A 25253-nucleotide genomic window follows, 5' to 3' on the forward strand; every position below is an offset into this window, starting at 1 on the left:
TTCCTCCCTTGTTGAACGATGTTGAGGCCGAGCCTAACTGTCCGGCCCGAGCATGGCTTCCTGGATGATGGCCTGCGAGGCAACCGCGTCCTGATGGTCGACGGCGGTGGACAGGCGATTGTCCTTCTCCAGCCGCTCGACGACGCGCAGCATGCGCTTGACGGTCGCGATGTTGACTTCGCATTCGTGGACCGGATCGAGCCCGGTCATGTCGGGAAACGTGTCGAAGTAGATGGCGCCGGCGTAGCCGTCGCGGCGGATCTGCCTGAGCAGCTCGATCGTCTGCAGCGTATGCACCGCGCCGACCATCAGGCCGTCGTCGCGCTTGGCGTAGCCGTCATTGAGATGGACGCCGAGCAGCTTGCTGTGGCGCGCCACAAGTGCTGCGGCAAAGGCCGGCTGCTCGTCGGCATAGAGCACATGGGCGAAATCAAGCGTCACGCCGAGATTGGGCAGGCCGATCTCGCGGATGGCCAGCAATGTCGTCGCCGCGTCGGGCATCAGGCTGTAGGAGCGCGGCTCGTTGGGCTTGTATTCCAGGCTGATCTGGCAATCGGGGTCGTGCGCTGCAACTTCACGAATCCCATCGATCTCGTGTTGCCAGAGCGCCGCATAATCGGCCTGGAAGGCATAATCGAAGCCGTCCTGCCCGAGCCACAGGGTCATCAGATTGGAGCCGGCCTCACGCGCGGCATCAATGCCAGCCTTGGTTAGGTCGATGGCTTCGCGGCGAACCGCGGGATCAGGATTGGTGAAGGCGCCGAGCTTGAAGGCCGGATTGGAGTAGTAGCGCATGGCAAAACCATTGACGGAAAGGCCGATATCGCCGAGTTTTCGCGCCATTTCCGCAGGTTTTTCATCGACATGATCGGGAAAGTTGAGGTCGAGGTCGGTCAGCCCCGCAACCTTCGCCGCACGCGCCGCCATCTGCAGCATGGACGGCTTGCCGACAAGATCCGGCCATTCGGCCTGTGGCCGCGAGGCAAAGGAATTGAGGCGTGTGGCGAAACGATTGGCTGTCATGGAAAACCCTTTAGTGGACATAACTTCACATATTTTTGAATATTTGTAAAGTAGCCATTTGAGACGTGAACCATGCCCACCAAACGGCGGGGTTGTTTCGACCCGGATGACGGTGGCCGCAGTGCGCGCATCGGAGGGATATGTCGGGAAGGAAAAGCGGGCTGCCGACAGCTAATCTTCGGCCCGCGTCCACGCAGCTAGAAGCAGAGTTGTTACCGCTTTCGGCGAAAACGGTAACAACGCACCTGAAGCAGATTCCCCACACATATCAGGCGCTCTATTCCGAGCTCCGACAGCGGTCGCTTGTTACCTCGGCCAGCGCTGCTAATCGTAACGATGTACAACCGCTCGCCGCCCTTGCGTCTTGAGCGCCAATTGACCATGCTCGCAGACGTTAGTTGCACCGCGGCCGGGGGGTTGCACATGCCGACGCTTTATGCGCTCAAACCAGCCTTCCAGGCGAAGCTGCGGCCGTTTGCCGACCGGCTGGCCGGGGCCGGCGTCACCGCCAACCAGATTACGCTGCTGGCCGCCGCCCTGTCGGTCGCCACCGGCGTTGTGGTCGCGGCCCTTGCCGGCCATCGCGCGATCTTCCTGCTGATGCCGGTGGTGCTGTTTGCGCGCATGGCGCTCAACGCCATCGACGGCATGCTCGCGCGGGAACATGGCCAGGCCTCGAAGCTTGGCATGTACCTTAACGAGCTCTGCGACGTCGTTTCCGACCTGGCGCTGATCCTGGCCTTTGCCGCTCTCTTCCCTGCCTGGGGCGTCGTCGCTTTTGCCATCACGGCAGTGCTTGTGGAATTCGCCGGTGTGCTCGGCATCGCGGCGGGCACGGGGCGCAATTATGCCGGGCCGTTCGGCAAGAGCGATCGGGCGCTGGCGCTCGGCATCATCGCCTTTCTCATCGCCTGCGGCCTATGGGTGGAAGCGATCAGGCCGTTTGTGTTTCCGGCAATGGCTACACTCTCGCTGGTGACCGCCATCAACCGGATACGCAGCGGCCTTAACGGGAGCGGTGGCTGAAATTCCGGTCGCATCCGCCAGGGGAACAACATGCTTCATGAACCAACGATTGCCGCTTCCGCAAGTGAGCAGCGGGTGGCGCAGGAGCGCACCTTCCGCACGCATGACGGCACTGAGATCTTCTACCGCTATTGGCCGGCGGTCGAGCAACCTGCCAAGGGCGCGGTTGTGCTGTTCCACCGCGGCCACGAGCATGGCGGCCGCATGGCGCATCTGGTCGATGAACTCGATATGCCCGACCATGCCTTCTACGCCTGGGACGCGCGCGGCAATGGCCGCTCGGCCGGCGAGCGCGGCTATGCGCCGTCCTTTGCCGCGCTGGTGCGCGACATCGATTGTTTCGTGCGCGAGATCGGCAGACACGGGTTCGGCCAGCGCGACATCGCGCTGATCGCGCAATCTTTCGGCGCCGTGCTCGGCGCCGCCTGGGTACATGATTATGCGCCGCAGATTCGCGCTTTGGTGCTGGCTTCGCCGGCCTTTTCGGTCAAGCTCTACGTGCCCTTCGCCAAGCAAGGCATCGCGCTGTGGCAGAAGGTCAAGGGCCGCTTCTTCGTCAATTCCTACGTCAAGGCCAAGTTCCTGACCCATGACCCCGAGCGCATCGCCTCCTTCGAGGCCGATCCGCTGATCACGCGGCCAATCGCCTCCAACATCCTGGTCGAGCTCTACGACCACGCCGCGCGTATCGTCGCCGACGCCCGCGCCATCACCGTGCCGACGCAATTGCTGATCTCCGGCAGCGACTGGGTGGTGCAGCATGGACCTCAGCACGAGTTCTTCGTCAATCTCGCCAGCCCGGCCAAGGAGCGGCATGTGCTGCCCGGCTTCTTCCACGACACGCTCGGCGAACGCGAACGCCGCAAGGCACTCGACCTGATCAAGCCGTTCCTCGAAAGACAGTTCGCGACCCCGGAGAAGCCGGTCGACCTGACCGCGGCCGACCGCGCCGGCTACACACGCGACGAGGCCGACCGGCTCGCCTCGCCGCTCGCCCTGTTGTCGCCAAGGGGCCTCTACTGGGCAATGAGCCGCGCCTCGATCCGCATGGGCGCCTGGCTGTCGTCAGGCATGAAGACGGGAATTGCCACCGGCTTCGATTCCGGCTCGACTCTCGACTATGTCTACGAGAACGAGGCGCGGGGCCACGGTCCGCTCGGCCGCATGATCGACCGCACCTTTCTCGACGCCATCGGCTGGCGCGGCATCCGCCAGCGCAAGCTGCACCTCGAAGAGCTGATCGGCAGCGCCACTCGGACGCTGAAGGCCGGCCGGCCGGTCCATATCGTCGATATCGCGGCCGGCCACGGCCGCTACGTGCTCGACGCCGTCGCCAAATGCACTGAGCCGCCGGCCAGCGTGCGGCTGCAGGATTTTTCCGACCTCAACGTTTCGCTCGGCCGCAAGCTGATCGCCGAGCGGCACCTGCCGACCAGCGTCTCGTTCCACCAGGCCAACGCATTCGACGCCCAAATGCTTGCCGGGCTCGATCCGGCGCCGGACCTCGCCATCGTCTCCGGGCTTTACGAATTGTTTGCCGACAACGCCATGATCGCCCGCTCGCTCGGCGGGCTGGCCAAGGCGATGCAGTCCGGCAGCCTGCTTCTCTACACCAACCAGCCCTGGCATCCGCAGCTCGAAATGATCGCGCGCAGCCTGACCTCGCATCGCGGCGGCCAGGCTTGGGTGATGCGCCGGCGCACGCAAGGCGAGATGGACCAGCTGGTAGCGGCGGCCGGCTTCGAAAAGCTCGACCAGCGCATCGACCAGTGGGGCATCTTCACCGTCTCGATCGCGCGGCGCGTCTGAGCATGGTCTTGCCGGTGCTTGGTCCCGCCGTTGCCGCTGCCCCTGCCCTTTCTGCCTCCGCGCGCGAGCCGTACGCCGGAATCGTGCTGCGCGCTGCGTTGTGGCTGGCGTTTCTGGCGCCGTTCTTCTACGTGACCTACGGCTTCGCCAACTGGCTGGCGTCGCAGCGCGACGATGTCGGCAGCATCGTCTTTGCCTGGGAGCGCGGCATCCCGTTCATCGCCTGGACGATCGTGCCCTATTGGTCGATCAACCTGTTCTACGGCCTGTCGCTGCTGTTGAACGATACCAAGCGCGGCGTCGACCGGCTCGCCGGCCGTTACCTCACGGCGCAGATCGTCGCCGTCGCCTGCTTCATCCTGTTCCCGTTGACGGCGACCTTCATGCGGCCGCAGACATCAGGCCTGCCGGGGTTCATGTTCGCGGTGCTCGGCGGCTTCGACAAGCCGTTCAACCAGGCGCCGTCGCTGCACGTCGCGCTGCTTGTCATCATCTGGGATCATTGGCGCTGTCGGCTCAAAGGCATGGCCGCCATCGTCTGGCACGTCTGGTGTTTCCTGATCGGCGCCTCGGTGCTGACGACATGGCAGCACCATGTCATCGATATCCCGACCGGCGCTTTGCTCGGCTTCTTCGCCCTGTGGCTGTTCCCGCGCGATGGCGAATTGCCGTTCGCCGGCTTCCGGCTGACCGCCGATCCCAAGGCACGGCGGCTGGCGCTGTTCTACGCGCTCGTCGCAGCGCTGGCACTGGGCGGCGCCATTGCCGGCGCCTTCGTCTTGGCGCTGTGGCTCATCCTGCTGTGGCCGGCGCTGGCGCTGGCCATCGTCGCCTTCGCCTATGCCGGAGCCGGCGCCAAAGTGTTCCAGAAAGCGACCGATGGCAGCGTCTCGCTGGCCAGCCGTGTTTTGCTGCTGCCTTACCGGCTTGGCGCCAGGATCAATGTGTGGGCGTGGACGCGCAAGCTGCCGCCGCATGTCGCGATCGCCGACGGCGTCTTCCTCGGCCGCTTTCCCACCGCCGCCGAGGCCGACGCTTTCGGCACGGTGATCGACCTTGCCGGCGAGTTGGAAAGCCCGCGCGGCGTCACCTGCCGCTGGACGGCTGTCGCCATGGTCGATCTTTTGCCGCCCTCGCAAGCGGAGGAAGCGCAAGCGGTGGCGGCGATCGAGGCGGCGCGCGGCCAAGGCACCGTCCTGGTCTGCTGCGCGCTCGGATTCCAGCGCAGCGCCGCCATCGTCGCCAACTGGCTGGTTGCCAGCGGTCGCTCGCCAACGCCGGCGCAGGCGCATAAGCGGCTAGCGGCGTCGGGCCGTCCGGTGCATCTTCGGATCGCGGCGGACGAGCCGGCATGAGTGCCCATCGAGACAAAGCCGAGGCCTTCGCCGCCAGCCTGATGACGCAGGCGGTGTGGCCGCTGCTGGTGGTGCTGGCCGCGTTGGTGGCCGCGCCGTTCATTGCCGTGGCAGCGCAGCCGCAGTCGACGACGCTGGCGTCGGCGGCCTGGCTGGTCGCGGCAGCGAGCGGCATGGTCACCCTCGCCGTCTCGGCCCTGCTTGTCTTCGACGCGCTGCTGTTCTGGCTGATGGCGAGCCACATCAGCGAAGCCGCCGGCGGTGCCTCGGTCGACGACGTGCTGGCGCGCATGCGCGTCAAACCGGCCGCCGCCGGCATCCGCTCGCTCGACCGGCGCATCGCGGGCACGCAGCGCCTGCTGATGAAGCAGCGCATCGCGCTCGGCCTGTTCGTGGCGGCATCCGCTGTCGCCTTGTCTTTCTGAGCCGGACGATGAGCAAGCTCGGCACAAGGACCTTCACCCTGCTGCAGACCGTGACCTCGGTCGGCCTGTCGGCGCTGGCCTGGGCGGTGACCGGGGTGCGGCCGATCTGGAACGGCAGCCAGCCGTCGGACCGGCAGCGCATCTACTTCGCCAACCATGCCAGCCACGGCGATTTCATCCTGCTGTCTGCCTGCCTCAGCGAGAAGGAGCGCGCCCGCACCCATGCCGTCGCTGCCGCCGACTATTGGGGAAAATCGCGGCTGCGCCGGTTCATCGCGCAGGACATGCTGTCCTCGGTGCTCATCCACCGACAGTGGATCGATGAGGCTGAGAATCCGATCTCGATCATGCTGTCGGTGCTCGACGAGGGCCATTCGCTGATCATCTTCCCCGAAGGCACGCGCAACATGACAGACGAGCCACTGCTGCCGTTCCGCTCCGGCCTCTATAATCTCTCGATGGCGCGGCCCGACGTCGAACTCATCCCGTGCTGGATCGAGAACATGTCGCGGGTGCTGCCCAAGGGCCAATTCGTGCCGGTGCCGCTGCTCTGCCGCGTGGTCTTCGGCGCGCCGATCGCCATAGCGCCCGGCGAGGAACGCCGCGCCTTTCTCGACCGCGCCCGCAAGGCGCTGCTTGCGCTCAATCCCCGCCCGCTAAGAGACGACTAGAACAACATGCCAATGCACGAGACCCTCATTCTGGTTGTCGGCCTCACTGCGGTGCTGACCTCAGCAAGCCTGGTTGCCGGCATCCTGTCGTGGCGCGCGCCGAAGCCGCTGTCCTCGACGCTGGTCAACCTCAACCAGCGCATCAACGCCTGGTGGGTGATGGTGGTGGCGATCACCGTCGCCTTCTTCTTCGGCCGCTCCGGCATGACCATCCTGTTCGCGCTGATCTCGGTTGCGGCCTTGCGTGAATTCGTGACGCTGACGCACAGCCGACGCAGCGACCATTGGGTGCTGCTCGGCATGTTTGGCATCATCATCCCGTTCCAGTACTGGCTGGTGTGGACCGCGTGGTACGGCCTCTTCACCATCTTCATCCCGGTCTACTGCTTCCTGCTGATGCCGGCGATCACCGCGCTTCATGGCGATACCGAGCGCTTTCTCGAGCGCGTCTCGGCGCAGCAATGGGCCGTCATGATCTCGGTCTACTGCGTCAGCCACGTGCCGGCGCTGCTGACGCTCGAGGTACCCGGCTTCGAGGGCCGCAATGTGTTGCTGATCGCATTCCTGATCATCACCGTGCAAGGCAGCGACGTGCTGCAATACATCTTCGGCAAGCTGTTCGGCAGGCACCTGATGTCGCCGAAGGTTTCGCCGTCGAAGACCTGGGAAGGGCTGGTCGGCGGGCTGGCGACGTCGAGCCTGCTTGGCGCGCTGCTGTCGTTCCTGACGCCGTTTTCGCCGCTCCAGGCGGCGGGCGTCGCCTTCATCGCCTGCTTGATGGGATTCCTCGGGGGACTGGTCGCCTCCGCCATCAAGCGCGATCAGGGGGTGAAGGACTGGGGCCATCTGATCGAGGGCCATGGCGGCATGATGGACCGCGCCGACAGCCTGGTCTTCGCCGCCCCGGTTTTCTTCCACACCGTGCGCTATTTCTGGACGTGACAGCGAACTACAGCCTTATTTTGCAGCCGCAAGCGGCGCTTTCTTGACAGCCGGCGGCGAATGCGGCGCCTGCCAGCGACCTTGAGCGCAACCTGCGGATCGCTCGACCACGCTACCCCTTCGAGTCTTGCCGCAGGTCGTGAGAGATGTTCCCGTGGCTCTGCTTGGACCAACGCGACAGCGGATGAAATAGTTATGGCGCAGCCAGAACGCCTCGGCGGATGGCAAGGGCGACATCGGCGGAGAACGGCGGCACATCAAGCTTCAGCCAGCCGTCCGAATTCGCTTGCCATTCCGCCGTTTGCCTACCGGCAGTAGTATCCCAGGCGATGACGCGATAGGTGCCGCGAGCCAACCCGGGCAGCTCCAAGGCGGCCTGGACCGGCGCAGCGCCGGCGCGAAGCATACCGTTCCCCCCGATCGTGTCGCGGCGAACCAGCCAGACCACTGCCTGGGAATCGTCACCGCACGCAACAGCCGCGGCGTCGGAACCGGAAACCCGCATCTTGTTGCCGAGATGGGCACGCCGGAACGAAACCCAGTCGATTAGAGGGAGGAAATCGGCCAGCGAACGCTGCGCCCGCCGCATGCCGGGGGTGAGCACATGCGGGGTGCGGTTTGGCCACCGCATGCCGCCACCGGCGCCCCCCGCCGCCAGGTGAGCCCATTGCAAATGGCGGAAATATTCATCATCGAAAGGTTCCGGAAGCGTGCTCTTCTTGTCCTTGAACGAGTGGATCGGGCCGTGCTCGGAATCGAGAAAAGGGCGGCCGTCACGGATTTCGCCGAGCGCCTCTCCGACGATCCGCGCCATGCCGAGCGCCGGCGCCACCGTATCACTGGGGTCGTCGATCGTCCCCTCCTCGTAGAGATGGAGGGAGGCGAAGTCGAGGTCTGGGTGACGGAAGATCGGCCCGGGCAGCGGCATGTGGGGCCGCCAGCGAAGCTCAGGTCCGAACAGCGAGACGGTCTGCGGGTGAGAGCGGCCGTAAAGTGACGTTTCCAGCCGGCGCACAAAATCGCTGAGATCATTGATGAAGGCGCCGAAGCCATCCGCGCTGCCCTGAGCCTGCTCGGGATGGATCTCGTTCCAGAGGTCCCATGCGAAGAAGGCTCCGCTGCCGCTCCATCTGCGAATCACGAATTCCAGCCTTGCCTTGATCGCGCGGCGCGTCTCGGCGCAGATCAGGAATCGCGACGGGTGGTCTAGCACGCCTCCGTGATTGCGGTTGTAGGGGTGGTGGCGCCAGTGCAGCCACTGCCAGAACGTTCAAAGGGGGTGAGCAGGATTCTTAAGCCCTGTTTTTCGCAAAGACGAAAGAGGTCGTCCCACAATTGCACCATCGCCGGCACGAAGCAGCCCTGCGGTTTCTCGAAGTAGCGGTGGCGAACCTGGGCATATTCCAGCATCAGCCTGAGGCAGGTGACGCCGCTTTCCTTCAGCCAACGGAGATGATTTTCCACGCCGGCCATATCGGCGCGCCGGAACAGGCCATTGAGTTCGGGCCAGCTTACCGCATCATTCTGCCCGATCGGCGTCCATGCCTCGCCGTCCTCGGTTGCGAAATAGGAACCGGCTAACTTGATCCAAGGCAGGCCGGCAGCCGATCTCGGCGCAGAGTCCTCCACTTCCCCGACCAGCGGTATCGCCAATCTAATATCGTTCAAAGGCAGGCCCCGAATTTCGTCCCGGAGCGGTATAACTGCCGCGGTGGCAAAATGTTTCGCCGGGCTGGCAGGCCAATGGACTCTCAACTATTGCGGTGCAAGGATCCCCTGCCCTAGTCGGAGCGAAGGAACATCTCCTTCTCCTAAGCGACGGCCTCGAAGGCCTGACGCACCTCCGGTGGGGTTACCCCGTCCCAAACCCATCTATGCAGGAACTGGATCGCTTTCTTCCACTCAGCCCCTTCTCGGGCAGTCATGAGTTGCTAAGGCTCCCTCGACGTGGTGGATCCCCAGGTAATCCAGGTCTCGGTCGATCCTGACGAAGAACGAGCCAGGACGCGATCATGGTCGTAGTTTGCTGCGCCCTTGCGGCAGAGCCGGCTCGCGATCATCGTTACCTATGGACTATCGCTGCCGACGATCGCAGGAACGCGAATGAAATAGCCATGACACAGCCACGACGCCTCGGCCCCGGTCGTTCCTGTTAGGCGACACGTGAAAGGACTTGCTGATCCAGGTCGCACCTAGCCAGTCCGAAACGCCAGCGATGGTTCGTTGCCTCACGTCTGCTCTGGTAAAACAAGGTCAGTTTCCCGCCCTCGATCATTACCGTCGAATGGCCGTTCTCCCCAGGCTCACCAGGATCAAGCACGGGGCCGACCGACACGTAGGGACCCTGGACATCGTCGGCGATGGCAAAGAATACGCGCTGACGACTTCCGCGCGGACCGTCTGGAAGGAAGCAGGTGGCGTTGAGAAGCACGCGACCGTCGGGCAATTCGACAAGTTGGGCGCCCTCGATCCCCCATTCGTAGTCCGGATGCTCGCGCGCATTGTGATGGGGAACGTCGAGATGGTCCAATATCTTGCCGAGGCGTTTCCACGGCCCGAACCAGGAATCGGATTGGCTGCGCGCCAGATAGACGTCAGGCTGCGGCACCCTGGTGAATTTAGGCATGCCTGAATAGACGATGTAGCGCTTGCCGCCGATGATCGCCGGATGGGGATCATAGATCCCGTCCTCATCGGTGTCCGGCAGGGACAATATCGCCGGTTTCAGCACCACCCAATGAAAGCCATCATTGGACACAGCATGCTCGCAACGTCCGCCCGACTTCATGAATTCGGTCTGGATAAACATATGGAAGACGCCGCATTCATGAATGACGCCGGGCGCAGCTATGCCCGATCCGGTTACCGCCAGGTCGAGCGCCTCATGCTCGGTCCACGGCCCGTAAAGGTCCGGAGCCGTGGCATGTAGTATTTTCCAGCTCTCGGTCGTGACAGTGCCGCTGGAACCGAAGACGTGCCAAAGCGCGCCGTCGAACACCGGACAAGGATCCTTCAGATCATCCACGGACTGCGGGTGAAACAACGGAAAGACGTTGGTTTCAAAGTTGAACTTCATTCCTTGCGGCTCTCTCACGGTGGCTGCCCTCTTCGGCCATCTGTGGCGACCAAAACGAATCATGCGCGGGTCATTAACTCTTATACCTGCGCTCATGAATGGTTGTTGAACGATTGAGCGGATTTCAGCCGTTCTGTGGCAATGGGCCACATTTGGCGAGATACGAAGCTGCAAGCGCCTCCGCCTTGGCCGAGGCGGCATGTCCGTCGGGTGTTGATGGCAGCGCCGCTTCTCTTCGAACAATTGCGCAAGTGGCCGGCTCGGCGGCTACGGCCAATTAAAATTGTGGAACAACTTACTCAAATGAAAGTTAGATGTGCGGATAAAGGCTTCATCAGGAGCCTGCTTCTATTAACATATGTTAATCGAAGAATTACGAACTATCATTCAGAGGACTCTTACATGAAAATAGCGGGTGTCAAAAAAAATAAATCAAATATCCCCATAAAGTCGTCTATTCTACTCTGCTTTTCTCACCTCAGGTGGGATTTCGTACACCAACGCCCGCAGCATATTCTGACGCACGCCTCAAAACAGCAGCAGCTAATTTACTTTGAGGAGCCGGTCTACGAGGAAATATGCTATCCTTCGATCCGGGTGAACGATCGATCTGCAATGATCACAATCGTAACCCCGGTTCTTCCGGCCGGCATTTCCGCAACAAAGGCGGACGCTATCCAGCGCAGATTCGTCGACCAGATCGTCAACTCAACGCCACATGACCGGCTGACTATATGGTACTACACGCCCATGGCGCTGCGTTTCAGTGACCATATAGCCTGCGATGTATGCGTCTACGACTGCATGGATGAACTCTCCGCCTTCAAGAACGCACCGGCAGAGTTGACGCAGATGGAAAAAGCGCTGTTCCAGCGCGCTGATGTCGTGTTCACGGGCGGGCAGAGTCTGTACGAGGCCAAGCGAAGCCTCCATAAATCGATCTTTCCCTTCCCAAGCAGCATCGACGTTGCGCATTTTCACAAGGCAAGAGAGCCCGGCGATGACCCTGTAGACCAGGCAGACATACCTCACCCGAGAGTGGGCTTCTTCGGCGTGATCGACGAACGGCTCGACGTTGAAATGATCGCGCAGGCGGCTGCGGCAATGCCTGACGTGCATTTCGTCATGCTCGGCCCGGTGGTCAAGATCGACCCGCTAAGCTTGCCGCGCGCAAGTAACTTACATTGGCTGGGTGCCAAGCCCTACGCCGACCTGCCTCGCTATCTCAGGCACTGGAGCGCCGGCTGGATGCCCTTCGCGCTCAATGAGGCGACACGCTATATCAGTCCGACCAAAACTCCTGAGTTCCTGGCCGCCGGACTGCCGGTGGTCTCCACGGCGATTGTGGACGTCGTGCGCACCTATGGTGCCGAAGGCCTGGTCGACATTGTTGACGCCGAAGACATCGAAACCAAGCTTCGGTCCGTTCTGTCACGTCCCCGGAATTTCCTGCTGAAGGAAGTCGATGCCTACCTCGCTCACATGTCCTGGGAACGAACGTGGGACGCAATGGCTGCCCATATTCAGCGCGCCTATGCAATGAAAAGCATTGTGCCTTTGCGCCGGGGAGCCTGACCATGTTCGATTGGTTGATTGTCGGCGCCGGCTTCGCCGGCAGCGTGCTCGCCGAACGCATCGCATCGCAACGGCAGGAAAGCGTCCTGCTCATCGACCGGCGAAACCATGTCGGCGGCAACGCTTATGACTGTTACGACGAAGCTGGAATTCTGGTCCACCGCTATGGGCCGCATATATTCCACACCAACGCCCGATCGATCATCGACTATCTCTCGCAATTCACCGAATGGAGGCCTTACGAACATCGCGTACTGTCTTCGGTCGACGGAAAACTGCTGCCGATACCGATCAACCTCGACACGATCAATCGCCTGTACGATCTTGAATTGACGCCCGAGCAGTTGGAGGAGTTCTTCGCATCCCGGCGAGAAACGGTCGAGGAAGTCCGGACCGCCGAAGATGTGGTTGTGAGCACCGTCGGCAGGGAACTCTACGAAAAATTCTTTCGCGGTTATACAAGGAAGCAGTGGGGTGTCGATCCGGCCCAACTAAGCAAGTCCGTGACTGCGCGGGTCCCTACGCGGATCAACCGTGATGATCGCTACTTTGGCGACACTTTCCAGAATATGCCGGCTGGCGGGTATACACGCATGTTCCAGCGCATGCTGGACAACCCAAGGATCAAGATCATGCTGCAGACCGATTATCGCGAAATCCGCGACAAGATCCCCTTTCAGCGGATGATCTACACCGGGCCGATTGATGAATATTTTGACTGGAGCCTTGGTCGTCTGCCTTATCGGTCACTGCGGTTCGAGCACGTGACGCTTGATTGCGAGCAGTTTCAGCCGGTCGCCGTTGTCAACTATCCGCAGACGGAAAACTATACCCGCATTACCGAGTACAAGCATCTGACCGGTCAGCAGAGCCCGAAGACCAGCCTGACTTACGAATATCCAACCGATGTCGGCGATCCCTATTACCCGGTGCCGCGGGCGGAAAACGAGGCGCTGTACAAACGCTATGAAGCACTGGCAGCGGCGTGCCCCGACGTATGGTTCGTCGGGCGCCTGGCCACGTACCGCTACTACAATATGGATCAGGTTGTCGGTCAGGCTTTGGCGACGTTCGCGCGCATTCAACAGAGCCTGCCGGCGAACGGCACCATGCAGATGCTTACGCAGCGGACGATGCTCGGCCAACATTCGGAGCAGTTCCCCACCTACTGACGTGGCCCGCCCCTTCTTCGACCGCTACGAAACACCTGCCGCGAACAATGTGCGCTGGCGCTCCAATTCATTTGCAACCGGCTGGCGAAGGCTGCGCGAACCGTCGGCATGAATCGTGGAGAACAAGCCGACTTCCGCGTGGCGCGAATTGTCCCAGCCGGGATACGCAGTCACCGGGTACAGACATATACCCTGAACCGGGGCACCACGGCTCATTGCGTCACGGACCTCATCGCAAACATAATGGAGCCATGCCGGCCGGCCTGATCCTTCAGCGCCTGTCTCGGCGATGAACATGGGCTTTCTGTAGCGCTCTGCGACTTCGACCAACATGTCGGAAAGCGCCCGATATTCGTGGTGGCCCATCGGTATCGTTGGCCCCCGAAAGTACCATTGGTTGTGCGGATAAAAGTTGAGTCCGATGACGTCGACACAGTCCTCGCTGCCGCCCAATTCGGGCTCGGCACGGCCCGTCAGCATGTCATAGGCTTCAAACTGGCCCTGACGAACATTTTCCGCGCGCCGCTGCTCGGCACGACTACGGTCACGGGGAGCAACATGGATTAGCGGTTCAGCCCAGATGAACCGGCAATCGGGTTCGGCATCGCGCATCGCCTTGACGCCCGCAACCGCTGCCCTCACAAGCTGTCGCTTGAACCATCCCCGCTTCTTCGGCCCCACGCGCGGGAAATAGCCGACCTCTATCGCCCATGCGAAAAATGAGATCTCATTGATCGGGCACACCAAGGGAGCTACTCCTGTGACGGAGCGGTGGATCCGGACAGCTTCAGCGGCGAAGCGGACATAGGCTTCTATAAAGTCTGGGGCGCCTTGGTCTACGTGATCTGGTGAGCCATAGTGGAAAATATCCCAGACGACCTGCACCCCCGCCGCGTGAGCCGCTTCGATCATTGAGATCCAACCCGACCAGTCGAAGACCCCTGGCGCTGTTTCAATCAGGTGCCAGCGCAAGCCGTCGCGGATCGTGCGAAGCCCAAGGGCAGCACAGCTGCGATAGTCGCCGAGAGCGTGTTTGTCGTGTGCGGTTGCGCGAATCAAATCGAGGCGCACTCCGTCGCCGCGCCGATGCGAGGAACATTCGAAGCCAGCCATGAAGAAGCTGGCAAACTTGGACGGATATTCGCCCGGCGGACGCGCCGGCTCGTTGCTCATACGTGCGACCCGTCGGCCAAGGCTCGCGCCAGCGCTCCCGCTAGGCGATCGACCATTGCCAGTTTCGGCCCCCACCACAATTTCTTTCGGGCCGCCATCACCTCGCCTCTGAGTGGTACGGGTGCAAGCGTCGAAATATTGACCAAGCGAGCGCGAGCGGAGCCGAGTCCAGGTGTTGTCGGTGAGCAGAGGTCGACCTCAGGATGACGGACTGGCGCTCTCAAGCCGAGCCTCGTTGATCGTCGTCGCGCTGCATTGTCCCTCCTAATGGAATCCGAGGAAGGAGAAGATCGCAACACGACAATGATAAAGCCGATGAGATGGCGCAATCTCCCCCACATTGCGTACCGAACTTGCCTGCGACCGTGAGGTTCCCTTCGGTTGAAATATTTCTCGTTGGGCGGGCGACCCGCCAATTTGGCATTTCTGCTCCGTACCTTTGACGCCCCACGCGACTTCAGCCCTCGCCTACGGTTACTGACTGATTTTGATTGGTGTGATCGCGCGCGCCAGGTCGGCGGTAGACGTCAGGAATGCGCCAGACATGATTATCGGCCCACGCCCTCGCCGCCCTGTCCCGCGCTCATTTTGCAGCGGCAAGCGGCGCCTTCTTGGCAGGACGCAGCCGGCGGCGCATGCGGCGCTTGGCAGCGATCTTCAGCGCAACCGGCGGATCGCTCGACAACGCGCCCAGAACGGCTTCGACCATGCCATACGCCACAAAATCGGCGTTGATGTCATTGGCCAATTCGACGGCTGTCTTTTTGTCGTCGCCGTCCTCCGACCAGAACACGATCCCCACCCGCAGCGCCGACTTGGCACGCTTCAGCCGACGAACCAGGAAGCGGGCGTGTTTCACGGAGTCTCTGTTCAGGAATCCGGCCACCACGGTATCGACAGCGTCGAGCTCGAGGCGGCGAATGCTCGCCGGTTCCATGTCGGTAAAGCTCGCCTTCGAGACCGTCGCACCCTGGACTTCGAGCACCTGCGCCAGCATGGCGGCGGCGGCATCATCAAGTTCCCCGCGGCCGCCGGCACAAAGCACTGAGATGTCCGTACCATCCGGGAGTTCGATGTCGTCTTCGATCACCCCTTGAGCCTGCTTGTTCTCATCTGCTGTGGCAGGCTCGGCCGCGGCCGGATCATCGTCCTCCTCCGCTTCCTCCCGTGCGCTGTCGTCGAGGTTCGCCACCAGCGTCTGCGCACTGGCCGCCACCTGCCGTCTTTGCTCATCGCCCATGACGCCCCGCACGCGATCCTGTTCGCCGAGCAGTAGTGCGGGAATGGCGACTTTGTCATAGAATTCGAACAGATATTTTTCCTCCAGGATCTCCTCGGCGTGATCAGTGGCTTCCTCTGGATCGCCGGCCAACAGCCGTTGGTAGAGCCGCGCATGCGGTTCGAGCACCGGTTCGTTACCGAACAGAACGTCGAGGAATTCGAACTGCGGCACGTGCCTGCCGAGCACGACGAGACAGACAGTGAGCGGCGTGGACAGAACCAGACCCAGCGGCCCCCAGAGCCAGGTCCAGAAGATAGCCGCAACGATGATGGCCAATGGTGAAAGCCCCGTACGTGAACCGTAGAGCCACGGTTCGACGACGTTGCCGGTTATCATTTCCATGGCCACGAACAGCCCGGCGGTCCACAGCACGAGCGACCAGCCGGGAGCCACGGCAAGCGCCAGGAACAAAGGCAGCAACGCACCAATGATCGGGCCGATATAGGGAACAAAGCGCAGCGCCAACGCCAGCAAACCCCACAGCAGTGCATTGGGTATGCCGAGAACCCAAAGCCCGAATGCAATCGGCACGGCATAGACGATGTTCACCACCAATTGCATGAGCAGATATCGGCCGACCCGCTTGCCCGCTTCCTGGAGCGCCTCGGTGGTCCGATGAAGATCGCCGTACCCGACGAGGCGTATGAAACGGTCGCGCAGGTCCTCGCGCTCGAGCAGCATGAAGATGACGACGACGATGATCAGGCCGGCCGATGCCAGCGGGCTGATCAGCGGGCCGATCAGGTTCTGGAGAACCTGGAGCGGCCTTTCGCGCGCGATGATCTCGACAGGTACCGGCTCGCGCTCTGGCTCACCTGCGGTAGGCGGTGAGGTTTCCTGCCGGTCGAGTTCCTGACCGATGCGTTCGATCACCCCACTCAGCCTGGCGATGATGCCTCCGCCGACGCCGGTCTCCTTCAGGGATCGGACCTTGGTCAGGATATTCGACTGGTAAAGCGGGATGTTCTGCGCCAGTTCGCTCACCTGCGTGGCGACAATGAAGGAGAACAGCGCGAGGACCGTGAATGCACTCAGCACGCTGGCCATGACGGCCGGGAGGCGGGGAAGGCCGACTCGCTTGAGTCCGGAAACCATGGGCGCGAGCGCAAAGGTAAGCAGCAGAGCGATTGCGATCGGCAGGAAAACCTCGCGCCCGAAATACAGGGCCGCAACCGCCGCCACGACAGTCGCGACGGTGGGCAGTGACATGCGCGGGAGGGTTCTGGCAGAGGAAACAACGCCCATCACCCCGGCCTCGGCGGGGTGCATGCCGTTTCGACGATTGGCCGCCACTTGATACCTCCGCCCTGCCGTAGCCATGATCAGGCATATCGAGCCGGCCTGCAACTTTCGCTTCTTCGCGCCGGCGAGTTCGAAGACGCGATCGGCAAGGGCGGCGCTTTGCGGCCCAACTGGACAGCCGGACGGGCGCTTTTGTCGCCGGACAAAACAACTGACGTGGTGATCGGTTCCGCACAGGCAGAAGACGAGGTCAGGCTTAATCCGAATGACGCAGCCAATGACGGTCGAACACGTCGAGGATGCCTCGGAACTCGGCCGGCGGGATCTGGCTGGCACCGCCGTCCTTGCTGTCTCCGGCGAGGAATTGCGCCAGCTGCCGGTCGACCATTTCCGGCTGCTCAATTGCCACGCCGAGCGAAGCCAGATCATCGACGATCGACCCGTCGGGCGGCAGATATCCACCCCATCTCTCGGGCGCCGGATTGCGCAAGCGGATCATCAGGATCCTGGTCAGGGACGGCTGCGGCTCCGGGCCGATGATGGTGGTGCCGCACAGATAGCCGCCAAGCACGCTTCCGGGCCGCGAGTGCGGAAACAGGCAGAGGAAGAATTGGGCTTCGCCGCTGGTTTCCTTCAGATGCGCATATAGGCCGCGTTTTGCCGACGTCATCAGCCCACCGAGCAGCAGCTGCCCGGTCGGCAGTGCCTCGCGATAGGCTGCAGTCAGGCCGTGCGCGCCCGGCCCGATCTCTATCGAAAGACTGCCCCTGATCAACAGGCCGCGATAATAGGGCGACAAGGCGCGCGAATAACATGCATAGGTTCCGGCAAGGGCCAGTCCAAGGCTTCGCTCTTCATGCCCGGACGCCGTCTCGAACTGCGCGCCGACGCGGCGTTCCAGTTCGGCCCTCTCGATGCCGTGGCGGGCGCAGATCGCCGCCGTGAAGCCTGGCAGGTCGCTCTCTGCGATCCAGGCGCCGGGCTGCTCCAGCTTGAGAAGCTTCGACCAGTCGTCGTAGACGCTGAGCTCGCGCGGCTGGGCGCGGCCCTGCAGCCATTTGTCGGCACGGCCGAGATCGAACGCCGTCTTCGGGTTGACGCCTCGGAACGCCGCTGCCAAATCCTTGCGAGCGACGGTTCCCAGCAGGGCCGCAGTCAACCGTAATTTCTGCGCGATATGCTGTGCCATCCCACCCGCCCCTTTATGCCACCGCGAGGCATAACATGTGCCAGCACTTGCTCCCACCGCATTCATTGCGGGCCGGACTTCTCCTAAAGTCCCATATTCCAGGAAATCCGCAGAATTCCACGCCGCTCCACGCGCCTACCCTTTTCACCCTGCCGGGCGGCACTAAGGTCGCGCAGGGCAAGGGCAAGTTATGAAACTCACGCTATCTAGGCTTGAATACCAACACCCTTCCTCAGTCATTTGAACGACAGCGAAGCCGAGCTCTCGCAACCAGCACAAACCAGCGTAGATGCCGCCTCAACAAGGAAGGAATAATTCGATGTCCCGGACTGCTTCTCCCAAGATCCCCTTCACCGCGGTCGCGGCTGGATCCGCCGCACTGCTGCTGCTGACCTTCGGGCCGGACGGACCGTCGCGTGCTGCTGCCGGCTCGCGCGCGGCAGCGACATATGGCAAGGCGGCTCCTGCGTCGCCGGCCATCGAACCGACGCGCATTGAAGTCGACGGCGGCGCGCACGTGATACGCTTTTTCATCGACGGCAAGCAGGTCGCCCTGCTGGACTCGACCGGCTTCAGGGATTGATCTTCACACCAGCGCTGGCCGCGACATTGAGCGGCCAAGCGCGACGGGACGTCTGGGTTCGGTCGCGGCCGGTCCAGGCTTCGGGCACCTGATGCGGCTGCAAGCCTACACGCGCCGGCAACTGCTCCGTTGCCCGCAGCCGCACTTTTCCACAAGCCATATTCCAGGAATTCCGGAGAATTCCACGCCGTTCCACACAGCGGCGGTGTTCGGGCCGGCGACTGGGGTTAACCTAACGTTAACCATTGAGGGACGCCGTCATGAAACTTGCCCTGTCTGCACTTCTCGCCGTGCTCGCACTTTCGCAAACCGTGGAGGCTAAAACGAAAGTCGTTGCGACAGACGCGAAAGCGGCCACAGCCGAGAAAACCCGGCCGCCGCTTGACAATAAGTCCACCGGCGGGATCAACGCCCCGTCCGGTGCGATGGCGGCGCCGGCCAACAAAAATGCGTCCAGTCCGTATCCGCCGGCGATCTATTTCGATTTCTAGAGTTTCATCCATCCCCTAATGGATGGGGCTCTTCCTTTTATTCGACCGCTCGACGCTTGCGGTGCCCTGGATTCATAGGCTCTGGGATTGACAGGCCCCGCATCAACAAGCTTGGCGGCGGCGCGCCAGGCCGTGTTCCGTTCGCCTCCGGCCTCAGCCGACCCTGACGACGAAATGCTTCGTCACCGGCTCGATGATCTTCCACGTTCCCTTGAAATCGGCCTCGACCACAAAGGCATCGCCGGGACCGACTTCGACCGGCGCGCCGCCATCGGGCGTGATGACGATGCGGCCTGATATCATGTGCACGAATTCATAGTCGCTGTAGGTCGCGTGATAGGTGCCGGGAGTAGCCTGCCATGTTCCCGACAGGACCTTGCCGTCCTCTGTGGTGTGCTGGACGGCGGTCTTCATGGTTGGGTTGCCGTCGACCACGACCCAGCCCGCGAGATCGCCCGCCTCGGCGTTTTCGACCGCGCCGAATTTGAGGATGGTCTTCTCTGTCATGGTCGGGCTCCGTTTCGGAACTGTGCCGGCATTGGCTGCCGGTCAATAGCCGAAGCACCTGACATGAGCAACGCGGGCCTGCCCGCAATATCAGCAAGCAATGGCACGGTTTCCCACGTGCCGCTACGCTTGACGTTGCCCTCATCCCCCGAGCTTGCAGCCGAAGCCTCCGGGAACCCGCGCTTCTGAATTGCGCAGGCGGATGGCAGGCATCGCCGCGGTACGGAACCGACGCTGGGGCCGGCCCCTCCGGGCCACTCCTTGAAAGCCGTCGAAAGTACGATATATCAATGACTAAGCGTGCGTTGCACGCGACGTGGTGCTTTGGTCAAGCTTCATCTGTGGAGATTGTCATGGCAAACAATGTGATGGAAGGAAAGAAGGCCCAGGATTGGATCAATCTGATCCTTGCGGCATGCCTGTTCATCTCACCCTGGGTCATCGGCTTCGCTGCTGAAACCGCTCCTGCGTGGAACGCCTGGATTGCCGCAGTCGTGCTCGGCGCCCTGGCTCTCGCGGCGCTTTCGGTATTCGCCGAATGGGAAGAGTGGGTGAACCTTGTCGTTGGGCTCTGGCTGATCGCCTCGCCCTGGCTGCTCGGCTTCATGGCGAACGCCAACGCGATGGCGACCCATGTTGTCCTCGGCGTGCTGGTGGTTGCGGCATCGGCCTGGGCGGTCTGGGACTCCCGTCATCATCCGCCAGCGCATGCGTGATTGGTGACCACCAAGGGGAGGAGCCCTGCGCGCGAGCGGCGGGCTCCTTCTAAGCCTGAGATGGGTAAGCAGGCCCGCTAGCCGGGCCGATTGTCTTCCTTGTGCTCAAAAAACACCCCGCCGCGCCGGGTGAATATGGCGGCGTCGCCGCGGCGCTTCGTGGTCTGGACGCCGACGAGCACACCCCGCTGCACGCCGCGAACTCCACTTATGTTGCACTGCGTTAGATTTGTTACATTGCAATATCGGCACATCGCGTCGAGTCTTCGCAACGGGTGGCTTTTTTAACGACCACACGAGGTTTTGCCGTGTCAGCATCGTTTCGGCCTGATATCGAAGGGCTGCGTGCACTGGCGGTGTCGGGCGTCGTCGCGTTCCATTTCGGTCTGTCGGACCTGCCGGGCGGCTTCACCGGCGTCGACATCTTCTTCGTCATCTCCGGCTATCTGATCACCGGCCAGCTGCTGCGGGAAATCGCCGACGACGGCAGGCTGAACCTGTGGCGGTTCTACGCAAGGCGCGCCCGGCGCCTGCTGCCGGCCTCGCTGTTCGTCATCTTCGCCACGCTTGTCACGGGTTATTTCATCCTGTCGCCGGACGAACAGGCGCTCTATTCGAAAGGCGCCATGTTCGCCTCGGCCTATGCGATCAATTTCTGGCTGATCCGCTGGTCGTTCGACTATTTCGCCCCCGATGCGGCGAACAACCCCTTTATCCACTTCTGGTCGCTCTCCGTCGAGGAGCAGTTCTACCTCGTATGGCCGACGCTGCTTCTGCTGGCGGCATGGCTGCGACCGGGCAAGCGCACGGCGATCCTGGTGATCGGCCTCGCCGGCGCGGTGTCGTTCGTCGTCTGCGCCTGGCTCACCACCGTGGCGCAGCCCTGGGCCTTCTATTTCTCACCGCTTAGGGCATGGGAATTCGCCGCCGGCGGCCTGGCGACGATGGCGCCGGCTAAATTCTGGCGCGAGCGCCCGCAACTGGGCGCGGCACTGGCGTGGCTCGGCCTGGCGCTGATCGCCGGCGCCTATCTGACCTTCAACGAGCGGGATCCCTTCCCCGGCGTGATGGCGCTGGTGCCGGTGGCCGGCGCCGTGCTCCTGCTGCTCAGCGGTTCCGGCAATGTCCAAAGAGGGCCCAGCGCCATGCTGGCGCTGCCGCCCCTGCAATGGGTGGGGAAACTTTCCTACTCGCTCTACCTCTGGCACTGGCCGGTCATCGTCTATGCGACGATGATGGTTCCCGATCTCTCCTGGCCTGGGCGGCTTGCCTGCGCGGCATTGACGCTGGCGCTGTCGATCTTCACCTATAATTTCATCGAGAACCCGATCCGCCGCAACGGCTGGCTGATGGCGAATGCGGCGCGCGCGCTTGTCCCCGCCGCAATGCTGACCGGCGCCAGCGTGGTGGCGACCTACGCCAATGCGCGCCTTGCCGTGCACGATCTCGATCCCACACAACGCATCATTGCCGAAACTGCCGCACAGCCCTCCACCGCGCGCGCCAAGGGCTGTGTTCTCGACTACGAGACCATCACGCCGAAGCCCTGCGTGTTCGGCGCCAAGAATGCCGAGCACTCGATCGCACTGTTTGGCGATTCGCATGCCGACCACTGGTCGACGCCGCTGATCGAGGCGGCGAAGAAGAACGATTACAAGGTCGTCACTTGGCTCAAATCCGCCTGCCGGGCCTCGCGGCTGACGTTCTGGAGCTCGAAGCTGAAGCGCGACTACACCGAGTGCGATCAATGGCGCGAGCAATCGATCAAGGAGATCATCGCCCTGCGCCCGAGCCTGGTGGTGATCTCGGAGATCTCGCTGACGAGTTCGCACAAACTGTCCCCCGACGTGAAGGTGCCCGACAGCCAGGTTCAGGACTGGCAGGCCGGCCTGCGCGCAACGCTGGAGGCGTTCACCCAGGCCGGGCTGGAAGTCGCCTTCATTCGCGATGTGCCGTTCAACGGCACGTTTGCCGACACCTGCGTTGCCCGCGCGCTGTGGCGGGAACAGGCGCCGTCGGTATGTGACGCGCCGCGAACCGACGCCGCCAACGACGCCATGGCCGCGGTGGAGCGCGACATCGTGCGCACCGTCCCCAACGCGACCTATATCGACATGACCGACCGGTTCTGCGACGCCAAGACCTGCCATGTCTTCATCGGCGGCAAGCTGGCCTACCGTGATCGCCACCATTTGGCGACGCCCTTTGCGCAAACGCTGGAGCCGCCCGTCGAGCGCGCACTGTTTTCGACGGGGGGCGGCGAAATAAGGCGACGCAAGACGCGCCTGTCACCGCGTCTCAGTGCAAGCCAAACTCACGCAGCAGTTCTTCGCGATAGCGCACGAACCGGCCTTCGCTACGATCGCGGGGGCGCGGCAGTTCAACCTCGACCAGCCGCGCTGTGCCGCCCTTCTCCCTGGGCAGGATCAGCACCCTGTCCGCGAGATAGATCGCTTCCTCCAGATCATGGGTGACCATGACCATGGTGACGTTCTCCTCGCTCCAGATGCGCGCCAGTTCCTCCTGCATGCCGATCTTGGTCATAGCGTCGAGCGCGCCCAGCGGCTCATCGAGCAGCAGGATTTCAGGCTGCACGGTCAAGGCCCGGGCGATGCCGACGCGCTGCGCCATGCCGCCCGAAAGCTGCCTGGGAAAGGCATCGCTGAATTCGGCCAGACCAACGAGCGCGGTATAGAAGCGGGCCTTGTCCTCGGCCTCCGCCTTGGGCATGCCCCGCACTTCGAGGCCAAAGGCGACGTTGCCGAGTACCGTCAGCCAGGGCAGCAGGCGCGGTTCCTGGAAAATCACCGCGCGCTCGGCGCCGACGCCATGGACCGGCTTGCCGTCGATCGCGACACCGCCGCTGTCGGCGGTCTCCAGCCCGGCAAGAATGCGCAGCAGCGTGGTCTTGCCCGATCCGCTGGCGCCGACAATGACGAGACATTCGCCGGAGCGGATATCGAGGTTGAGAGCTCTCAGGACCGCAAGCGGACGCCCGCCGAGGCTGAAGGATTTGGACAGGTCGCGTATCGTGACCTCGCCGCCGCTTGTGGTGGCCATGGCACCCGTCTCCCGGTCAGTTGATTTTCGTTTCGCCGCGCCGGTAAAGGATATCAGCGGCCTTCAGCCTGCCCTTGGGCAGGCGGCCGTCGCGCTCGAGAACGCTGACCCAGAAGTCGATGTCGCGGTCGTCAGCCTTGGCCGCTTCGCGCAGGCCGAAGCCGGTCCAGTAGCGCGCCAGCTCGCCATTTTCGCCGCGCTTGTCGAGGATCTCCGCGAGCACCTTGCGCGCCTCGTCCGGGTTCTGGCGCGACCAGTCGGCGGCGCGGGCCGACTGTTCGACGAAATTGCGGGCGCCCTCCGGATGCGCCGTGATGAAGTCGCGCCGCAGCACAATGAAGCCGCCGGCCAGTTCGCCCAGCACGTCGGTGTCGTTGAACACACCCCGCACGCCGCCCTTGTCCACCAGCGCGCCGGCAAACGTCGCCTGCCAATAGCCCAGTGCCGCGATGTCGACCTGGCGCGACCGCAAGGTCTGTTCGAGCTGCGGCCCGGGCACCACGACGAGCTTGGCCGCATCCGGCGGCAGGCCGACGCCGTGCAGCGCCTCGCGCACGGTGTAGTCGAGATGGGCGCCGAGCGTGTTGACCGCAATGGTCTTGCCGGCGACGTCGGCAATCGAATTGATCGGACTGTCTTCCAGCACGTAGAAGACGCTGTGCACTTGCCTGTTGATGCCGTTGCTTGGATAGGCGGCGATGAAGTCGTTGCCTCCGGAGATCGAATTGATCACCGCAGCGGTTGCGGCCGAGCCGAGATCGACACTGCCGGAGGCGAGCGCGAACAGCGATTCCGGGCCGCCGCCGGAGTAGCCGACATTCTCCAGCTTGACGCCTAGGTCGTTGAAATAGCCGAGCTCGTCCGCCAGCTCATGCGGCGAGATGCTGCCGCGGCTGGCGAGGTAGCGCAACGTGACCGGCGCGGCTTGCGCAGCGGCAAAGCGAGGCAGGCCGGTGGCGATGACGCCGGCGGCAAAGGGAGCGCCCGCAAGCAGGGAACGGCGAGTAATTGGCATGGTCCGGTCTTTCCTGTTGAAGAGGATGGCCTGTTGGAGAGGATGGTAAAAAGCTGCTCAGTCGATGGGATTGCTCCAGCGGCAGAGCCGCCGCTGCAGGCTGACCAGCGCCTGGTTGGCGATCAGGCCGAGGCCGGCGAGGATGACGATCGCCGCAAACATCAGCGGGATCTGGAAGTTGTACTGCGCGTTCATCACCTGAAAGCCGATGCCCTTGTTGGCCCCGATCATTTCGGAGGCGATCAGCAGCAAGAGCGCCGTGGTCGCACTCAGCCTTAAGCCCACGAAGATCGACGGGACGGCCCCCGGAAGCACGACCCGGCGAAACGCGGTGAGCCGCGTGGCGCCATAGACCCGGGCCATTTCGAGCAGTTTCGGATCGACTTGCTTGACGCCGCTGATGGTATTGAGCAGCAGCGGAAACAGCGTCGCCCAGAAGATGACGAAGACCTTTGATGCCTCCCCTAGCCCGAGCAGCAGGATGAACACCGGGTAGAGGGCCAGCGCAGAAGTCTGTCGAAAAACCTGCAGGATCGGATCAAGCACGGTTTCGACGGCGCGCACCTGGCCCATGAACAGACCAAGCGGGATGGCAACCGCCACCGCCGCTGCGAAGGCGAGGCCGGCGCGCTGCAGGCTGATGGCGATGTCGCCAAGCAAGGTGCCGCCGGCCAGACCATTCCACAATGCGGAGACGATCGTGTCGATCGGCGGCAGCACCGCGGCGTTGACCCATCCCGCGCTGCTCGACAGCTGCCAGATCGCGAGGAAGGCGATCAGGATGCCGAAACGGGACAGGAAGCGGACGACAGTCCGGTTGGCCAGGCGCGGGAAATCGGCGCCAAGGCTGGTCCTGCCGTCATGTGCGGCGATCGTGACCGGCCGCTCGATGTGTTGCAAACTCATCGTCTTGCCCTTTGC

At 62.8% G+C, this 25253-nt stretch carries 22 protein-coding genes and 1 pseudogene; 12 read left to right on the forward strand and 11 right to left on the reverse strand.

Annotated elements, in window-relative coordinates:
• Nucleotides 1–33: 33 nt before the first annotated feature.
• On the reverse strand, nucleotides 34–1023 hold the full coding sequence (locus EOA78_RS08230; RefSeq protein WP_127314698.1) for a TIM barrel protein: 990 nt from the start codon (nucleotides 1021–1023) through the stop codon (nucleotides 34–36).
• 423 nt (nucleotides 1024–1446) lie between these two features.
• On the opposite strand from EOA78_RS08230, the gene EOA78_RS08235 reads away from it, so the two are divergent.
• The 6 genes from EOA78_RS08235 to EOA78_RS08260 are packed head-to-tail and all read left to right on the forward strand — an operon-like array spanning nucleotide 1447 to nucleotide 7251.
• On the forward strand, nucleotides 1447–2049 hold the full coding sequence (locus tag EOA78_RS08235; protein WP_127314699.1) for a CDP-alcohol phosphatidyltransferase family protein: 603 nt from the start codon (nucleotides 1447–1449) through the stop codon (nucleotides 2047–2049).
• Between the two features lie 30 nt (nucleotides 2050–2079).
• Nucleotides 2080–3858 carry a bifunctional alpha/beta hydrolase/class I SAM-dependent methyltransferase gene (locus EOA78_RS08240; protein ID WP_127314700.1) on the forward strand — a complete coding sequence of 593 codons (1779 nt, stop codon included), beginning with the start codon at nucleotides 2080–2082 and terminating at the stop codon, nucleotides 3856–3858.
• Between the two features lie 2 nt (nucleotides 3859–3860).
• Nucleotides 3861–5213, forward strand: a complete 1353-nt coding sequence (locus EOA78_RS08245) for a phosphatase PAP2/dual specificity phosphatase family protein (RefSeq protein ID WP_127314701.1) — start codon at nucleotides 3861–3863, stop codon at nucleotides 5211–5213.
• A complete protein-coding gene (locus tag EOA78_RS08250) occupies nucleotides 5210–5638 on the forward strand; it encodes a hypothetical protein (RefSeq protein WP_127314702.1) in 429 nt (142 codons plus the stop codon). Before EOA78_RS08245 ends, EOA78_RS08250 begins: the two co-directional genes overlap by 4 nt.
• 8 nt (nucleotides 5639–5646) lie before the next feature.
• Nucleotides 5647–6309: a lysophospholipid acyltransferase family protein gene (locus tag EOA78_RS08255; protein WP_127314703.1), complete on the forward strand. Its 663-nt coding sequence runs from the start codon at nucleotides 5647–5649 to the stop codon at nucleotides 6307–6309.
• Nucleotides 6310–6321: 12 nt separating this feature from the next.
• Nucleotides 6322–7251: a phosphatidate cytidylyltransferase gene (locus EOA78_RS08260; RefSeq protein ID WP_127314704.1), complete on the forward strand. Its 930-nt coding sequence runs from the start codon at nucleotides 6322–6324 to the stop codon at nucleotides 7249–7251.
• Between the two features lie 193 nt (nucleotides 7252–7444).
• Here the strand turns inward: EOA78_RS08260 and EOA78_RS08265 are convergent, their stop codons facing one another.
• From EOA78_RS08265 to EOA78_RS08270, 3 genes are all read right to left on the reverse strand, one after another.
• Nucleotides 7445–8464, reverse strand: coding sequence for a hypothetical protein (locus EOA78_RS08265; RefSeq protein WP_206533415.1), 1020 nt, complete (start codon nucleotides 8462–8464; stop codon nucleotides 7445–7447).
• Nucleotides 8458–8904: a hypothetical protein gene (locus EOA78_RS36415; protein WP_206533416.1), complete on the reverse strand. Its 447-nt coding sequence runs from the start codon at nucleotides 8902–8904 to the stop codon at nucleotides 8458–8460. The genes EOA78_RS08265 and EOA78_RS36415 overlap by 7 nt, the downstream gene beginning before the upstream one ends.
• A 499-nt stretch (nucleotides 8905–9403) precedes the next feature.
• Nucleotides 9404–10327, reverse strand: a complete 924-nt coding sequence (locus EOA78_RS08270) for a hypothetical protein (RefSeq protein WP_127314705.1) — start codon at nucleotides 10325–10327, stop codon at nucleotides 9404–9406.
• A gap of 402 nt (nucleotides 10328–10729) precedes the next feature.
• On the opposite strand from EOA78_RS08270, the gene EOA78_RS08275 reads away from it, so the two are divergent.
• Nucleotides 10730–11902, forward strand: coding sequence for a glycosyltransferase (locus EOA78_RS08275; RefSeq protein ID WP_127314706.1), 1173 nt, complete (start codon nucleotides 10730–10732; stop codon nucleotides 11900–11902).
• Between the two features lie 2 nt (nucleotides 11903–11904).
• Nucleotides 11905–13074: a UDP-galactopyranose mutase gene (gene glf, locus EOA78_RS08280; protein WP_127314707.1), complete on the forward strand. Its 1170-nt coding sequence runs from the start codon at nucleotides 11905–11907 to the stop codon at nucleotides 13072–13074.
• 24 nt (nucleotides 13075–13098) lie between these two features.
• Here the strand turns inward: glf and EOA78_RS08285 are convergent, their stop codons facing one another.
• The 3 genes from EOA78_RS08285 to EOA78_RS08295 all read right to left on the reverse strand — a co-directional run bounded on the left by EOA78_RS08285 (nucleotide 13099) and on the right by EOA78_RS08295 (nucleotide 17960).
• Nucleotides 13099–14247, reverse strand: coding sequence for a beta-glucosidase (locus EOA78_RS08285; RefSeq protein ID WP_127314708.1), 1149 nt, complete (start codon nucleotides 14245–14247; stop codon nucleotides 13099–13101).
• A 583-nt stretch (nucleotides 14248–14830) separates the two neighbouring features.
• Nucleotides 14831–16822: an AI-2E family transporter gene (locus EOA78_RS08290; RefSeq protein WP_164783677.1), complete on the reverse strand. Its 1992-nt coding sequence runs from the start codon at nucleotides 16820–16822 to the stop codon at nucleotides 14831–14833.
• A 205-nt stretch (nucleotides 16823–17027) separates the two neighbouring features.
• Nucleotides 17028–17960: a hypothetical protein gene (locus EOA78_RS08295; RefSeq protein WP_127314709.1), complete on the reverse strand. Its 933-nt coding sequence runs from the start codon at nucleotides 17958–17960 to the stop codon at nucleotides 17028–17030.
• Nucleotides 17961–18279: 319 nt separating this feature from the next.
• Here EOA78_RS08295 and EOA78_RS08300 point away from each other — a divergent pair, with 319 nt between their 5' ends.
• Nucleotides 18280–18543 carry a hypothetical protein gene (locus tag EOA78_RS08300; RefSeq protein WP_127314710.1) on the forward strand — a complete coding sequence of 88 codons (264 nt, stop codon included), beginning with the start codon at nucleotides 18280–18282 and terminating at the stop codon, nucleotides 18541–18543.
• 260 nt (nucleotides 18544–18803) lie between these two features.
• Nucleotides 18804–19034 carry a hypothetical protein gene (locus EOA78_RS08305; RefSeq protein ID WP_127314711.1) on the forward strand — a complete coding sequence of 77 codons (231 nt, stop codon included), beginning with the start codon at nucleotides 18804–18806 and terminating at the stop codon, nucleotides 19032–19034.
• A gap of 153 nt (nucleotides 19035–19187) precedes the next feature.
• On the opposite strand, the gene EOA78_RS08310 is transcribed toward EOA78_RS08305, so the two are convergent.
• Nucleotides 19188–19541, reverse strand: coding sequence for a cupin domain-containing protein (locus EOA78_RS08310; protein WP_127314712.1), 354 nt, complete (start codon nucleotides 19539–19541; stop codon nucleotides 19188–19190).
• Between the two features lie 353 nt (nucleotides 19542–19894).
• Here EOA78_RS08310 and EOA78_RS08315 point away from each other — a divergent pair, with 353 nt between their 5' ends.
• Nucleotides 19895–20257: an SPW repeat protein gene (locus EOA78_RS08315; protein ID WP_127314713.1), complete on the forward strand. Its 363-nt coding sequence runs from the start codon at nucleotides 19895–19897 to the stop codon at nucleotides 20255–20257.
• 308 nt (nucleotides 20258–20565) lie between these two features.
• Nucleotides 20566–22503: pseudogene (locus tag EOA78_RS08320) on the forward strand (acyltransferase family protein); the annotation flags it as partial.
• A 52-nt stretch (nucleotides 22504–22555) separates the two neighbouring features.
• Here EOA78_RS08320 and EOA78_RS08325 read toward each other — a convergent pair.
• The 3 genes from EOA78_RS08325 to EOA78_RS08335 are packed head-to-tail and all read right to left on the reverse strand — an operon-like array spanning nucleotide 22556 to nucleotide 25238.
• Nucleotides 22556–23317 (reverse strand): ABC transporter ATP-binding protein, encoded by a 762-nt coding sequence (locus EOA78_RS08325; RefSeq protein WP_127314714.1) that lies wholly within the window; start codon nucleotides 23315–23317, stop codon nucleotides 22556–22558.
• A 16-nt stretch (nucleotides 23318–23333) separates the two neighbouring features.
• Complete coding sequence (locus tag EOA78_RS08330; RefSeq protein WP_127314715.1) at nucleotides 23334–24332, reverse strand: ABC transporter substrate-binding protein; 999 nt, start codon at nucleotides 24330–24332, stop codon at nucleotides 23334–23336.
• A gap of 57 nt (nucleotides 24333–24389) precedes the next feature.
• Complete coding sequence (locus EOA78_RS08335) at nucleotides 24390–25238, reverse strand: ABC transporter permease (RefSeq protein WP_127314716.1); 849 nt, start codon at nucleotides 25236–25238, stop codon at nucleotides 24390–24392.
• Between the last annotated feature and the right edge of the window lie 15 nt (nucleotides 25239–25253).

It is taken from the genome of Mesorhizobium sp. M5C.F.Cr.IN.023.01.1.1 (genome assembly GCF_003997585.1).
In the GTDB taxonomy this organism is placed as follows: domain Bacteria; phylum Pseudomonadota; class Alphaproteobacteria; order Rhizobiales; family Rhizobiaceae; genus Mesorhizobium; species Mesorhizobium wenxiniae.

Coding starts and splice junctions, on each gene's coding strand:
- EOA78_RS08330 (WP_127314715.1), bottom strand. CDS start 24,332: ATGCCAATTACTCGCCGTTCCCTGCTTGCGGGCGCTCCCTTTGCCGCC.
- EOA78_RS08295 (WP_127314709.1), bottom strand. CDS start 17,960: ATGGCACAGCATATCGCGCAGAAATTACGGTTGACTGCGGCCCTGCTG.
- EOA78_RS08305 (WP_127314711.1), top strand. CDS start 18,804: ATGAAACTTGCCCTGTCTGCACTTCTCGCCGTGCTCGCACTTTCGCAA.
- EOA78_RS08235 (WP_127314699.1), top strand. CDS start 1,447: ATGCCGACGCTTTATGCGCTCAAACCAGCCTTCCAGGCGAAGCTGCGG.
- EOA78_RS08275 (WP_127314706.1), top strand. CDS start 10,730: ATGAAAATAGCGGGTGTCAAAAAAAATAAATCAAATATCCCCATAAAG.
- EOA78_RS08335 (WP_127314716.1), bottom strand. CDS start 25,238: ATGAGTTTGCAACACATCGAGCGGCCGGTCACGATCGCCGCACATGAC.
- EOA78_RS08260 (WP_127314704.1), top strand. CDS start 6,322: ATGCACGAGACCCTCATTCTGGTTGTCGGCCTCACTGCGGTGCTGACC.
- EOA78_RS08300 (WP_127314710.1), top strand. CDS start 18,280: ATGTCCCGGACTGCTTCTCCCAAGATCCCCTTCACCGCGGTCGCGGCT.
- EOA78_RS08315 (WP_127314713.1), top strand. CDS start 19,895: ATGGCAAACAATGTGATGGAAGGAAAGAAGGCCCAGGATTGGATCAAT.
- EOA78_RS08245 (WP_127314701.1), top strand. CDS start 3,861: ATGGTCTTGCCGGTGCTTGGTCCCGCCGTTGCCGCTGCCCCTGCCCTT.
- EOA78_RS08255 (WP_127314703.1), top strand. CDS start 5,647: ATGAGCAAGCTCGGCACAAGGACCTTCACCCTGCTGCAGACCGTGACC.
- EOA78_RS08285 (WP_127314708.1), bottom strand. CDS start 14,247: ATGAGCAACGAGCCGGCGCGTCCGCCGGGCGAATATCCGTCCAAGTTT.
- glf (WP_127314707.1), top strand. CDS start 11,905: ATGTTCGATTGGTTGATTGTCGGCGCCGGCTTCGCCGGCAGCGTGCTC.
- EOA78_RS08310 (WP_127314712.1), bottom strand. CDS start 19,541: ATGACAGAGAAGACCATCCTCAAATTCGGCGCGGTCGAAAACGCCGAG.
- EOA78_RS08270 (WP_127314705.1), bottom strand. CDS start 10,327: ATGAAGTTCAACTTTGAAACCAACGTCTTTCCGTTGTTTCACCCGCAG.
- EOA78_RS08250 (WP_127314702.1), top strand. CDS start 5,210: ATGAGTGCCCATCGAGACAAAGCCGAGGCCTTCGCCGCCAGCCTGATG.
- EOA78_RS08325 (WP_127314714.1), bottom strand. CDS start 23,317: ATGGCCACCACAAGCGGCGGCGAGGTCACGATACGCGACCTGTCCAAA.
- EOA78_RS08240 (WP_127314700.1), top strand. CDS start 2,080: ATGCTTCATGAACCAACGATTGCCGCTTCCGCAAGTGAGCAGCGGGTG.
- EOA78_RS08230 (WP_127314698.1), bottom strand. CDS start 1,023: ATGACAGCCAATCGTTTCGCCACACGCCTCAATTCCTTTGCCTCGCGG.